The following is a 14364-nucleotide window of genomic DNA, read 5'->3' as shown; positions in this document are numbered from 1 at the left end:
ACAGCAAGCTATTACTAAGAGATTATTAACTGCTTCCTTATTACTCATACGCCCGATCATTACTGTATTTATAGAACACTTGTGCCTAAACCCTCATTATCGCCTAATCGTTGGATATTTTCAAATCCTCCGGACGTAGCGTCATCAATTCCAGCTTGCCGGGCTGACCGCTAGCATACTGATTCAATAATCGAACCGCTTGATGACGAATAGAACGTTCAATGACATTGCGGACATAGCGCGCATTACTGAACGCGTGGAGACTTTCCTGCTTTGCAGACATTAAATGCTGCTTCATTTTTAGTATGCTTTGGGGGAGCAAAATATAATCCCGATCCTTGGCCATCAGCTCACAGATTTGAATCAACTGGTCCACAGTATAATCTGGGAATTCCATTTGAATGGGAAAACGCGAAGGTAATCCAGGATTCGTATGCAGAAAGAAATCCATCTCCCCGGAGTAGCCTGCCAGGATCAGAATAAACTGATTTTTCTGGTCCTCCATCGCTTTTACCAAGGTATCAATGGCTTCCTTGCCAAAATCCTTTTCTCCGCCTCGCGCCAAGCTATAGGCTTCATCCACAAACAATATGCCGCCCATGGCTTTTTTTACTAAATCGCGGGTCTTCTGAGCTGTATGCCCGATATATTCCCCAACCAGGTCCGCACGCTCCGCTTCAATCAGATGCCCCTTGGATAATACACCAAGCCGCTGCATCATCTTGGCAACGATCCGGGCCACCGTCGTCTTCCCCGTGCCTGGGTTACCTTTGAATATCATATGATAGACGTGTGCATCGCTCAGCAGTCCTGCGTCTGCACGCATATGCGCAATTTGCAAGAAAGCATAAATTTCAAACACCAGTTCTTTGATGTTATCCAGACCAACGAGCTGATCCAGCTCTTTGCGGATCTCCTGATACAGAGCATGCTGTGGCAATTCCTTGGCAGGTAGCGCTACAGCAGCAGCTTCTATAGAATTCTGAGGCTCCTGGCTGCGTATTACGACATTGATCTGCCTGGAAGGCCGTTCCGCAGCTTGTTTACCTGCTGCCATTCCCCGTCCGTTCATGCATCCATCACCTCGACATTTGATCGGGTACCGTCCCTTTAATCAATGTATTCAGTGGTGCATGTCCATATTAGCAGTTTTGTTCATGGCACGAGGCAGGGCGAAGCCAATTCAGGCTCGCACCACCTATGATCCAAGAAAACATAAGTTCAGACCGCAAGCAACATGCGCTGAAGGGTCCATTTGGCATAAGCCAGCACCTCTCGTCCCTGATGCACGATCGGAGAAAGAACCTTCGTATCGGTAAGAGACAATTGTGGATTCTTGTAATCAAGGGCACGTGCGATCTCCATAGCTCTGGGACCGTGGTAAGTATGTGTCACGATAATGGCCGTCCTATAGCCATGGTCTTTCATAATCTGCTGACTCAGCAGTAAATTCTCATACGTACTGGTTGCTTCATTTTCAAGTAGGATATGCTCCTCAGGAATGCCATGCTGGATCAAATATCGTTGCATCCCTTCTGCTTCTGTATAGCGAAATGATGGATCATCCAGACCACCACTTACAATCAGCCTCGGGACCTGTCCACTCTCATATAGTAGCCTGGCCTCTTCTAGCCGTTCCTTCAGACCAGGGCTGGGAGCATCTCCCCACATTGACGCTCCCAGCACGATCCCAACATCCGCAGTCACAAGATTTGCCGTGCTCTCAGCTGTGTTCATTCTCCAGATGAAGCTGCTGGCCCACAATACACCGCCAACGAGAATAATCACAGCAATAACACGCCAGCGCTTGGTGCGCGGACTGGTAGTGGATGGTTCACTCACGTTAACTATGGAGGAGCTGTGCTTGCGCAGTAAATTCTTCATTGCCTCCTCCTGAACTCTCCATTGTGAAACCACTCCGCACGATGCTGAAGCGACATCTTGAAATAAGGAAAGACATGTGCATCAATGGCCTTGAGCAGGTCGGCAGCGGTGCGCTCCGCAAGAGCAGCATCCTCTGCAGAAATATGTCCCTTCTCAAGAGCCTCCTCCAGTTCATCTTCGTCTACCAAAAAAATCTCGCCATTGCTCAGGACAACCACATCCAGGTACAGATCATCAAACCAGGGAACCCCCTGGTCCGTGACTCCTTGACCGCGGCAGGTATCAATATACCATTCAACAATCTGATGCTTATCATCGAACATCGCCGTTACTACATAATGCTCATCTTTAGGATAATATTGCAGCCAAGAATAGCCTTTATCTGCAATACAGAACGTATGACTGCCATACGTCTTCCATAATGGCTCCTTCAAGTTCAGCATTGTGTATAGAGTCACGTACCCGGTGAACGCTTCACTCTGAATATACCGACAGGTGAATTTGCGATTCGTAATGCGGCGCCAATTCGCTCGGTCTCCAAATTTACGCTTCATATAGACGTTCCTCTCCAACATTGGTACCTCAAGCTTACCATATTTGCACAATACACTCAAAGCGGACGCTTGTCACAAAAAAGAAGGCTACTAGGTATAAGTACCTTAGTAGCCTTCCTATCTTCGACTTCATAGTTCAACTTAGCCCCCGAAGCCATTCCCCTGATTCCCATTTCCGTTACTTCTTCCGTTACCATTCCCATTACCGTGATTGCCGTTATTCTCTGGCCCGGGATTGACCGTTGTATCCGGAGCCCCCTGAACAGGCTCATTGGATGGATTCGTGCTCCCCGGATCTACTGGAGGAACCTCTTGCTGATCACTTGGCATCTCGCTATCGGAACCAGGAGTCACAGGATCAGTCCCATTCGTACCCCCTGGCTGCTCTACACCAGCTCCGTCTCCGTTAGTCGGATCCTCTGGTACTCCCGGCCACTCCGGGTTACCAGGTTGTGTCCCATCACCTGGAACAGGGTTCTCAGGGTCCGGTTCGAGATCACCAGGCTGCTCCTGTGCAGGTGGTTCGGCAGCTGTAATCTGAACGCGAACCGTATTGGACGGATCAGACTCATTGCCTTCCGCATCGTAAGCGACGACATAGTAATCAAAGGTCATACCCTCAGGTACATCAATATCCTCTGTATTGGTTACTGACAACCCCTCAATAATCCCCCGGAAATCCGATTCGGTCTCAGCCTTCCGATAGACACGGTATTGTACCTGCTCCGTCTCTGACGAATTCCAGGACAGGTTGACAATTTGTGTCTCAGGGCGATAATCTGCCGCAAGTCCGCTAACCGGGGACACCAGCGGCTCTTCTACCACGGGTTCCGGCGGCTCCAGTCCATCCGGCTTCTCAAAGGAAGTCACTGGATGACCTTTGAGCGCCTCGCTCATGACACGACCGAAGAACTGGGCCGTCAGACCACTGCTGTTCTTGAGCATATGGTTACGGTCAGGTTGATCATACCCCATCCACACAGCTCCCGTGTATTCAGGTGTGTAGCCGACGAACCATACATCCCGGTTGCCGCTATTGCCCGAAATGCCACTTTGAGTGGTACCCGTCTTACCTGCAACTGGCCAATCGATCTTAGCTCTTCTACCTGTGCCTGTATTCACGACATCCTGCATCATCTCAGTCATGTAGTAAGCCGTCGCTGGAGACATGACCTCGGTCAGGCTCGATTCATGCTTATAGCGCACAGAGTCAGAGCTATCCCGTATTTCCTTAATGGCATAAGCCGGCTGATATTTCCCCTTATTGGCAAATGCGCTGTACGCCTGCGCCATTTCGAGGGTGTTGGTCCCTTTCTCCATACCGCCCAAGGCGATGGCCAAGGTCTTATCATTTTCGCCCATTTGAATCCCCAGCTTCTGGGCAAACGTATAGCCTGTGTTCACACCAATTTCATTCAACAGCCATACCGCTGGAATATTCTCTGATTTGGTAATGGCTTCCTTCATACCTACAGTTGGCGAGTATCCATGAAGGTTCTTCGGACAATAGTTACCGAAGCACTGCTTCTCATTGTTCAGCAGGGAGTTGGAATTGAACTTGCCTGTCTCCAGTGCAGGTGCATAGGAGACGATCGGCTTCAGTGCCGAACCAGGCTGTCTGCGCACACTTGTAGCCCGATTCAGATTACCACGCTGATAGTCACGCCCCCCTAGAATAGCAGCCAGAGAACCGTTCTGATTATTCATAATGACCATGGAGCCCTGTACAGGCTGCTCGTCCCTGCTCTTCTCGAACAAATCATCGTCCTTGAAGGCCTTTTCCAGTGCGGTCTGCGCCTGGGCATCCATCGTCGTATAAATTTTGTATCCACCGACAGTCAGATCATCACGGGTAAGCCCCGTCACATCCTCTGCCTCGTCCAGAGCATACTCAATGAAAGGTTGGTATTTCTGCTCTCTTGCTGGAGGCTCGTATGCATAATCTACAGCCTTGGCCTCATCCATCTGCTCCTTGGTGATATAACCTTGCTCCTGCATCAATGTAAGCACGACAGCTCTGCGATCCTTGGAATCCTGCGGATTCGACAATGGATTGTATTTGGATGGTCCTTTTGGCATTGCCGCCAGTGTCGCCATCTCCCACAGCTCCAGCTGATTGAGGTCGCTCTTACCGAAATAGTACTCCGATGCTGCCTTGATACCTACCCGTTGATGACCAAAGAAGATCCGGTTCAGGTACAGGGTCAGAATTTGATCCTTCTCCATGTCCCGTTCTAGTGCCATCGCAATGGAGACCTCGGTTGCTTTCCGGAAAAAGGTTTTGTCTCGGGTCAGGAACAGGTTCTTGGCGAGCTGCTGCGTGATCGTACTACCACCCTCTACCGCGGCTCTTGCCACAACGTCCCGCACGGCCGCACGGCCGATGGCCCAAATATCGACGCCCTGATGCTCATAAAATCGTTTATCTTCAGTAGCTACGAACGCATCCTTCAATAGCTGCGGTATCTCATCCCCCTCGACGGGATCACTTTTTTCGTATGATAGCTCTGTCATCAGCTTACCGTTTCGGTCGTAGATCTCCGTAGGTGGATTCACCGTTACTTTGTCCAGGTTAGCCTGGTATAGCTTCTCCCCATTTACGGTCAAAAACAGATATCCGGCCAGTGCACAGAATACCGCAAAGGCTGTTGTAAAAAACAGCGTCCACATCACACGTTTGCCTGTAATCTTCTTTTTCTTAGCCTTCGGCTTCGGGTTGGCAGGTGTTCTGGGTCTGTTGCGATTTCCGGATCTGGACAATGAATCATTTGACATTACCCTGACTCCCTTTCGCTATACAAAATATGTCTCTCTCTGCTGCTCCAATCCATGTCGATTAGCAAAGACAATGAATTCCGAATGAAAAGAACAACCTTGTTTCAGGTTGCTCCGGATTCATTGTTATTCTTTTAAACGCAATGTGAAGCTAGAAAGTTTCAGAAATGACCTACTTATCCCTCGTTGCTAGAATCCTGCTGCTGCATCAAGGAGACATTGCGCTGTGGCGTGAAGGTCGAAATAGCGTGTTTGTAGATCATTTGCTGACGTCCATCGGAGTCGATAATAATTGTGAAATTGTCAAAGGCCTTAATAATTCCACGTACTTGGAATCCGTTCACCAGATACACAGTTACAGGAATCGTTTCTTTGCGCAGTTGGTTCAAGAACGTATCTTGGATGTTGATGGACTTGTTCATTTAGCCGTACCCCCAATTATCATTTGAGTTGTTCTGAAGTATATTCAAGGTCTGTCCCGTACTTTCCTGCAACAATGTCTCGGATTTTCCGAGATGTCTCTTGAACAGATGATGCGTGCGTGACATCAATCCATTCAATGTCCTTCATGTGCCGGAACCAGGAAAGCTGCCGTTTTGCAAAATGGCGGGTGTCTCTTTTGAGCAACGTAACTGCTGCATCCAGAGTCATCTCACCACGCAGGTAGGCTGAAATCTCCTTGTAGCCCAGTCCTTGCATGGATATTGCATCACTACGCACACCACGCTCCATTAGCGCGGACACTTCTTCTACAAGCCCTTGCCTCAGCATACCGTCGATGCGGTCTTCAATACGTTTATATAGCATTTCCCTATCCATTGTCAAACCCACAATGCACAGATGATAAGGAGATTCCTTAGTTTGTGCCGCCAGAAGGGAGCTGTGCGTCTGACCGCTGACATGGTACACCTCAAGAGATCTGACCACTCGGCGAAGATCATTCGGGTGCAGTCGCTGTGCGCTCTCGGGATCAATCTGTGCCAGTCTGGCATGAAGGGCATCAGCACCATGTTGCTGCGCAAATTCCATTTGCTCCTCCCGGAAAGCCTCATCAGCACCCACCTCGGAGAACTGATATTCATAACATACCGATTCTACATAGAGTCCCGTACCACCTACGATGAATGGAAGCTTGGCGCGACCTTGAATATCGTGAATCAACCCCCGGCATTCCGCCTGAAATTCCGCCACAGAATAAGGGTACTCTGGCTCATGAATATCGATCAAATGGTGGGGGATGCCCTCCATCTCCGCTTCGGATATTTTCGCAGTACCGATGTCCATATGTCTGTAGACCTGCATGGAATCTCCGGATATAATCTCACAGCCGAAGGTCTTGGCCGTGTCGATGCTTGATTTGGTCTTGCCGACCGCTGTTGGGCCGACCAGCACCAAGAGTGGTGGCTTATGTAGCGCTGTCAATGTTAATCACTCCGTACACTGTTTTCTTCTGTCCGCGTGTCTCCGCCTCAAAGCCAAGACGTCTGAATTCAGCACTGCTGCGTTTCTCCTTTAGAATAACCGTCTTTCTCGCTACCCGGCAGGCTTGCTCAATGCTGACTTCGCTCAGCGGATCTGGATTGGCGTAACTACGCAACGGACCAATGGAATCCGAGTCCAGCAAGGGGTCTCGGAACATTGGATCAAAATAAACCACATCCACGCTGCGATCCTCCAATTGGCTGAGCCATTCCAGATGCCCCGAATAGCGCACATCAATTCTCCGTAGCGCCTCGTCAATCTCGGGTACACCCGACTGATACTCACTCATCCCTTCACGCAAAAGAGCATACACCGGGAAAGAGCTTTCCAGCGCAGTGACTTGTCCGGTGCGACCAGCTCCCATCGAGAGAACTAACGCATCTGAGCCCATACCCGCTGTGCAATCCAGGATTTGATCGCCTGGAGACACTCTCGCAATGGTCAGCAGCGGATCTGATTCCTGCTTCAGCACGCGCTTGGCGCGAATGAGCCCCATGCTGGGATGGAACGACATGGGTGTTCGGCCCGGTCGAATCAGCCGTACAGCTTCGTGCAATATAACAAGCACGTCCACGGCTTCATGGACCTCCGCCAGCCTGGCGATGGACAAGCGCCCTCTTGGTGCATATTTGAGCTTATGCGTATACGCGAACTCCTCTGCTCGCTCAATGACCGCGGGGGAAGGGGTGTCCCCCGTAGTCACGATCATATCTTGAATTGGATTATAACTGCTCACTGGCATACTTCCTCGCTATATCTTGCTGAACTGCTGATACTGGCACATACTACATAACTCGCTTGAACATCTTCTCCAAATCATACGTCGAGAAGGAAATCACGATGGGGCGACCATGAGGACATGTATACGGCTGCTTACAGGCCGCAAGACGCTTCAGCAGCACATCCGCCTCCTGTATCGTAAGCTTCTGGTTAGCCTTAATGGAGGCTTTGCAGGAGCACATAATCGAGCTGGCCTCGCGCAGCTTGGCAAGGTCGATGGATTTTTCGTCAAGCACCCACTCTGCCATCTCTTCAATAACATCCTGCTCCTCCCCCTTGGGCAACCAATAGGGATAAGAGGTTACGCGGAACGTCTGACCGCCGAAATGCTCCAAATGTACCCCGACCTGAGCGAACCAGCTCAAGCGGTCCTTAAGTTTGTCAGACTCCGATGGGGTGAATTCCAGCGTAATGGGCAAAAGCAGCTCCTGCGAGGCCTGCTCAGGCTTACCAAATTTCTCGTAATAGTACTCGTAATTAATACGCTCATGAGCCGCATGCTGATCAATCAGATACAGGCCACTATCATTTTGCGCAATCAGATAGGTCCCATGATGCTGACCAATGACACTGAGCTCAGGAAAAGCCGGAATTTCAGGTACAGATCCCGCTACCGATGATAGCTGCTCTGGTGTCCAGCTCATGGAAGCACGATTCGAACTGGACCCCCGCCCGGACTGATAGCTCCCTGCTCCGCGGCTTGACGTCTCACGTACGATGCTTCCATTACTATAAGCTGTCGGCATCACGCTTGCATTCTTAACCACTGTACTCGAGGCCATCTTGGAAGTTGTTGAATCTTTTACTCCAGCTATACCTGAAGCATACTCCCTATTTTCCGGCTTCTTTACAGCATTTTGTGCAGCTATCTGCTCTGTTAGGTCAGACTTGTCTGAATATGCCGGTGCCATATAGACCTTGTCAGATTGGCCTGTATCCTGCTGATTCATTGATGGCGATGACTTGCCTCCATGCGCCGTGTCTTCGGACTGTAACTCTGTTCTTGTGCTAAGTTGTTGACTTGGCTCACCACTGAGTTGCTTGCTGAGAGCCGATTCGGAGCTGGCTCCAGCATGCACTCCTGACGTCTTGGAAGCCTGCTCAGGAATGGAATTGGACGCTTCCTCCTGTTTCGTAGCTTCAGCGATCACATCAGGTGCTGGGGCATCGAGCTCCTCGTCCTCAGCTACCAGATGTGTCTGGCTACTAGCTGCTGCCTGCTCCATCTTCACAGCTTCGGAGGTCTGCTGTGACGCCGAAGACGAATCTGGCAAGGTACTCGCCCCCTGCTCTGCAGACCCGAAGCGAAACTGCTCTTGGATGAAGGCTCTGCTGGTGGGACTGCCAATCTCTCGCTTCACAGCCTTCGGAATCAGCACTTCCCGATGCAAAGCACTCCGCACAGCCTGCTCCACGAATTGATAGAGCTCGGGCTCCTTACTGAATCGCACCTCCAGCTTGGCGGGATGCACATTCACATCCACCAATGATGGATGCATGTCCAGACACAACACCGTTAGTGGATAACGATTAATAGGCAGCAGCGTATGGTAAGCCTTCAGCAAGGCTTGATTCAGACCGTAGCCGCGAATATAACGACCATTCACTACGGTTGAGATGGCATTCCGACTTGAGCGAGTCCACTCGGGGCGGCTGACATAGCCATAGAGTCGGTAATCCAGATTTTCATCCTCTAGCGGAATCATAGCCTTCGCTGCGGCTGTACCATAGACTGCGGCGATGACCTGCAGCAAGTCGCCATTTCCCAGAGTCCTGAGCAGTGTATTGCCATTATGACGCAGTGTAAAGGCAATCTCCGGGTGCGATAAGGCCATACGATATAGCACGTCCGAGATGTGGCCTAGCTCCGTCTGAATCGTCTTCATATATTTCAACCTGGCCGGAGTATTATAAAACAGCTCTCGCACTATGAAATCCGTTCCTTGCTGTGCAGCCGCTTCCTCATGGGTCACCAGCTTACCGCCTTCAATAACGATTCTGCGAGCCTTGCCATCATCTCCAGAGGCTGTCAGGAGCTCTACCTTGGATACGGCAGCTATACTTGGCAAAGCCTCTCCACGGAAGCCCAGGCTCGTGATCTGGAAGAGATCCCGTCCGTGGACGATCTTGCTTGTCGCGTGTCGGTAGAAGGCTGTCTCCACATCCTCCGGGTCGATACCGCCGCCGTTGTCAGTTACACGAATGCTCTGAAGGCCCCCTTCTTCCACGGATACCTCCACTCGAGTACTTCCCGCATCAATCGAATTCTCCAGTAACTCTTTGACTACGGATGCAGGGCGTTCCACGACCTCGCCAGCAGCAATCTGGTTCGCGATATGCTCATCAAGCACTTTAATTCTAGCCATAGCATTACCTCCTTACAGCTCAGGCAGACTTATACAAACAGCAGCACAGCATTATGTTTGATTACGACAGCTCCGTAGCCCGCAGCTTCAGCTCATTTAGTAGCTGCATCGCTTGCAGAGGCGTCATATTCATAACATCCGCACGCTTGACCTGCTGGATGAATTGCTCCACAGCAACATCTTCACGGGACACGGTCTTGACCGGTGTAATATCCTGTTCGCCAAAGAGCGATAACTGGTATACACCCTTGCCATCTGACTGCGGCGAATGTTCCTTTGCTATTGCTGCTATCTTTTCTTCTCGATCACTTTGCTGGTCCGGATGCTGAACATTAGATTGATTATTGTACGTGTTATTGTCTCGGCTAATATGCTGATGAGCATGCTGATTCTGTGATTCATCTTGCCGAGCTTGTTGATGTGTAACCGGGCTGTTCCAGGTCTCGCTCGCTTTCATCTCGGACGTCACAGAGACTTCGCGCAGCGCGAGCCCCTTCTCCGTCTCCTTCAGGTGACTATCACCTTCGGAAGGCTTATAAGCCTGTGCATCACGCTCCACACCAGCGGTCACCCGTGACGCAGCATCCTCAAAACCATCCAGAAGACCATTGGCACGCTCTATAATGGATCCAGGAAGGCCGGCCAGGCGAGCACAATAAATGCCATAGCTACTGCTTGCAGCCCCCGCCACCAGCTTGCGCAGAAAATGAACCTTGTCCCCACTCTCCTGCACCGCCATAGAATAGTTGCGCAATGAATGAAGGCTCTCCTCCAGATGCGCCAGCTCGTGAAAATGAGTGGATACCAGTGCCTTACATCCAATATGGTCGTGCACATATTCAATGACAGCCTGAGCAATAGCCATCCCTTCACTAGTCGAGGTCCCACGTCCCAGCTCATCAATAATAATCAAGCTGCGTGGGGTGGCCTTTTCGGTCATGACCTGAATATCCGCCATCTCAACCATAAAGGTGCTCTGACCACCAATCAGATCATCAGCAGCACCGATCCGTGTAAATATTCGATCCAGCAGAGGCACCTTGGCCTGCTCTGCCGGAACGAAACAGCCAATCTGAGCCATAATGCTGATCAGTGCGACCTGACGCATGTAGGTGCTCTTGCCAGCCATATTTGGACCGGTAATCAGCAATATACGTGCCTTCTCCTCTTCCAGCCTGGTCGCATTAGCAATAAAGCCAACATCCTTCATTACCGCTTCCACGACTGGATGACGCCCCTGCTCCACAATTAGATCATAGCCATCGTTGATCTCAGGCTTAACGAATCCACGCTCACTGCTGACCGTCGCCATGGATTGATAGACATCCATCTCCGCAATTCGCTCCGCCAAGCTCTGCAGGCGGGGAATCTCTTCATTCAGTCTACTACGCAAGGCAGCAAACAAACTGTACTCCAGATCGACCATCTGATCCTGAGCTTCCAGGATCAGAGTCTCCTTCTCCTTCAGCTCTGGTGTTATGTACCGTTCTGCATTTGCCAGCGTCTGCTTCCGTTCATAACGTCCAGCTGGAAGAGAGGCTAGATTCGATTTGGTTACTTCTATATAATAGCCGAACACCTTGTTATAGCCGATCTTGAGAGAACGAATGCCTGTCGCTTCACGCTCCTTCGCCTCCAGCTCAGCAATCCACCGTTTGCCGTTCGTGCTTGCCTCCCTCAGCTCATCCAGCCGCTGGTGATAGCCCTGCTTGATCATGCCACCTTCCCGCACCGATACAGGAGGTTCATCCATGATAGCTTGTTCGATCTCCTGATACAGATCTGTACATGGGTCCAGATTGCTGGCAATTTGCTGCAATGTGATGGATGGTGAAGCAGCACACAGTTGCTGAAGCTCAGGAATGCGCTCCAGTGAAGCACGCAGCGCGATCAGATCACGGGCATTGGCACTGCCAAAGGCAATACGTCCCACCAGTCGCTCCAGATCATAGATCTCCTTCAATTGCTCACGGATATCCTCACGGAGAATGAACTGGTTGTATAGCTTGTCCACGGCCTCCAGACGATCCTCTATCGCTTGCTTCGAGATTAGGGGCTTGTCAATCCAGCGGCGCAGCATCCGGGCCCCCATAGAGGTCTCGGTTCGATCAAGCAGCCACAGAAGCGAGCCTTTCTTAGAGCGCTCACGCACAGTCTCTACCAATTCCAGATTCCGGCGGGTGAACGGGTCCAGAATCATGAAATGGTTCGGTTCATAGGATGAGATCTGAGTCAATTGACCTAAGGAGCGCTTTTGCGTCTCATGATAGTAAGCCAGCAAGCGTGAGACGCACTGACGACGCTCCTCAGGCATACGGGCCCACACAGGCTCCCCGAATTGGCTTCGCACGAGATCGTCCTTGGATTTGTCCCACTCGGTATAGACAATCTTCCTGCTGGTAGGGAGCGTTCTGGAGGATATAAGTGCCAGCAGCCGAGCATCTCCGATAATCTCTGATGGCTCATAAATATTTATCTCATCCATCAGCCATTCCTCGGCGTACGGTACCGAAGTAACGTACAACTCGCCAGTGGACAGATCACTCGCGCTTAGCGCCAACATCCCTGAAGCCTCTGTCACACATACAACGTAATTGTTGGCCCGATCACCGAGGTTCTTCCCATCCATCACCGTTCCTGGCGTAATGACCCGTACGATTTCGCGCCGGACCATCCCTTTTGTCACAGAAGGGTCTTCCATTTGCTCACAGATCGCTACCTTATAGCCCTTCTCAATCAAGCGCTGAATATAGTTGTCTGCAGAATGGTAAGGCACTCCGCACATTGGAATTTTGGCGTCGCCGCCTCCTTCACGTCCAGTCAGTGTTATCTCCAGCTCCTTGGAAGCCAGAACGGCATCATCAAAGAACATCTCATAGAAATCACCCAACCGAAAGAAAAGAAAAGCATCCTGCGCCTGTTCCTTAATCTGTAAATATTGCTGAATCATTGGCGTATAATTGGCCATGACAACCTCCAAAATTACATCAATCTGTATACTGTCTCCAATATTGCTATTCCAGCACTTTGCATAATTCGATTTTAATCACTTTCGGATACAAATTATTGACAAATAAAATCAATTTGATCAATAAGTTGCTGGATATAAGTCGTTTCTTGGATTTATGCAAAATGCCCTATATCATCTATTCGAACAATCCTAGAGGTTCATTATATCAAAAAAGCCAGCTCAAAACATGCCAACTGTTGCTAGCGGGCTTCCGTTGTGTTCTCTTCCCTACGTAGGAAGCCGCCATAGAGGACGAATGTCTCTCATCTCATCCCAATGACCGCCTGAACGCAGCTCCCGAAAGAGCGGTCCTGTAAAGGGCTCATAACGCTCATAATCTACCACCTTCTCCATCCCTTGCAGCAATGGTTCCAAGCAGGTATACAAGCAGTCACGATCAGCTGCATAAAATGCAGCGTGGATCTCTTCCTGGTCCAGTGGCCTGAGGTGTAGCTCCTGATAATGCTCAGCAATCAGGTAAGCTGCACCAATGACGCCTTTGGCCAGCAGGGGTGAAATCAGGAAGCTGGGTAAGGTCCGATACTCGAAGCCTCCATGCTCCTTCCGTCTGAAATCCCCCAAGATACCATACCTTGGGCGTCTTGCTGTGGATTTTGGGTCCTCCAGGATGGCGATAGGTAAAGCCAGATAGTTATCCAATGCACGCAGTAGCTCTGCCTCCAGGCGTACACGGCTAAAATGCAGATGCCCCCCTAGAGGAAGACCTGGCTGTGGCATGGCACCAGCTCTCCATAGTAAGGAACGATCCGTGATTCGTGAAGATGCCGCTGCAAGTGCCTTTCGTAAATGCCGCAGTAACCGCTCAGGCTCACTGCTGGGTGCAGGGCGGAGTTCTGCAATCGGAAAAAGTGTACGCTCTCTTCTCGTCACCGCATCACATCCAGCTTCTCCCCACCGCTCCAGAAATCGTGAGGCAGGAACCACCTTCCCTTGGTCATGTCGGACCAGGATGAACTCCGGGTCCATCCCAACAAGGGCTCTCCCGTACCCGGCAATATCACGTTCAGCCTGCGCATGAGCAGATTCCCTGGACTGATACATGCGTTGCAGACGTGAATCTTCCGTCCATGGCGCCTCCCTTACGGACCGCACCTCGTACCCTGCGTCCATGGCTGGCATCAGTATTACCTCACCACTGTCCAATCCCAGCGTGTACAACGTTCGGACAGCCGCTCGCTCCAGCTTCTTCATCAAGACAGCACTTATCGACTCATCCTGCCCTTCCACGGCCATGATCCTCATGCGTGCCGCTGTTCCTCGTCTGCTCACCTCAAGCAGCTCCAGCTCACGAATCTGCACAGCGTAGCCCAGTGCGAAGCCCTTCGTGCGGGATGGCTCCCAATTGGCTCGAATACCACTACGCAAAAGACGTGCAAGCTTCTGCTGTTCGCTTAGCCCTGCATATAGAGAAGGCTCTCCTAAGGTCTTCACCATTTGCTCAGCTCCCTCACTCACATCACAACCTCGTCTTGCCCCCCTTAATTCCTCTAAA

The 14364-nt window shown here is 50.8% G+C and carries 10 protein-coding genes; all 10 read right to left on the bottom strand.

Annotated elements, in window-relative coordinates:
• Nucleotides 1-103 precede the first annotated feature (103 nt).
• Nucleotides 104-1072, bottom strand: a complete 969-nt coding sequence (locus K331_RS0113810) for an AAA family ATPase (RefSeq protein WP_028590768.1) — start codon at nucleotides 1070-1072, stop codon at nucleotides 104-106.
• Between the two features lie 149 nt (nucleotides 1073-1221).
• On the bottom strand, nucleotides 1222-1884 hold the full coding sequence (locus K331_RS0113805) for a YdcF family protein (RefSeq protein WP_211237338.1): 663 nt from the start codon (nucleotides 1882-1884) through the stop codon (nucleotides 1222-1224).
• A complete protein-coding gene (locus tag K331_RS0113800) occupies nucleotides 1881-2438 on the bottom strand; it encodes a DUF402 domain-containing protein (RefSeq protein ID WP_028590766.1) in 558 nt (185 codons plus the stop codon). Before K331_RS0113800 ends, K331_RS0113805 begins: the two co-directional genes overlap by 4 nt.
• 141 nt (nucleotides 2439-2579) lie before the next feature.
• Nucleotides 2580-5213, bottom strand: a complete 2634-nt coding sequence (locus tag K331_RS0113795; protein WP_028590765.1) for a PBP1A family penicillin-binding protein — start codon at nucleotides 5211-5213, stop codon at nucleotides 2580-2582.
• Nucleotides 5214-5389: 176 nt separating this feature from the next.
• Nucleotides 5390-5635, bottom strand: coding sequence for an RNA chaperone Hfq (gene hfq / locus K331_RS0113790; RefSeq protein ID WP_018884213.1), 246 nt, complete (start codon nucleotides 5633-5635; stop codon nucleotides 5390-5392).
• Between the two features lie 19 nt (nucleotides 5636-5654).
• Complete coding sequence (gene miaA, locus K331_RS0113785; protein ID WP_028590764.1) at nucleotides 5655-6635, bottom strand: tRNA (adenosine(37)-N6)-dimethylallyltransferase MiaA; 981 nt, start codon at nucleotides 6633-6635, stop codon at nucleotides 5655-5657.
• Nucleotides 6619-7437 (bottom strand): class I SAM-dependent methyltransferase, encoded by an 819-nt coding sequence (locus K331_RS0113780; RefSeq protein WP_028590763.1) that lies wholly within the window; start codon nucleotides 7435-7437, stop codon nucleotides 6619-6621. The genes miaA and K331_RS0113780 overlap by 17 nt, the downstream gene beginning before the upstream one ends.
• Before the next feature lie 43 nt (nucleotides 7438-7480).
• Nucleotides 7481-9841 (bottom strand): DNA mismatch repair endonuclease MutL, encoded by a 2361-nt coding sequence (mutL, locus tag K331_RS0113775; RefSeq protein ID WP_028590762.1) that lies wholly within the window; start codon nucleotides 9839-9841, stop codon nucleotides 7481-7483.
• Between the two features lie 61 nt (nucleotides 9842-9902).
• Entirely contained in the window at nucleotides 9903-12809 is a 2907-nt protein-coding gene (gene mutS, locus K331_RS0113770) for a DNA mismatch repair protein MutS (RefSeq protein WP_028590761.1), read from the bottom strand.
• 270 nt (nucleotides 12810-13079) lie between these two features.
• Complete coding sequence (locus tag K331_RS0113765) at nucleotides 13080-14327, bottom strand: putative amidoligase domain-containing protein (RefSeq protein WP_226383597.1); 1248 nt, start codon at nucleotides 14325-14327, stop codon at nucleotides 13080-13082.
• Nucleotides 14328-14364: the final 37 nt, after the last annotated feature.

The sequence above is a fragment of the Paenibacillus massiliensis subsp. panacisoli DSM 21345 genome, from assembly GCF_000426545.1.
GTDB classification, from domain to species: domain Bacteria; phylum Bacillota; class Bacilli; order Paenibacillales; family Paenibacillaceae; genus Paenibacillus; species Paenibacillus panacisoli.
Note: the sequence above shows the minus strand (reverse complement) of the source record. Positions and strands in the feature narration are given on the sequence as shown.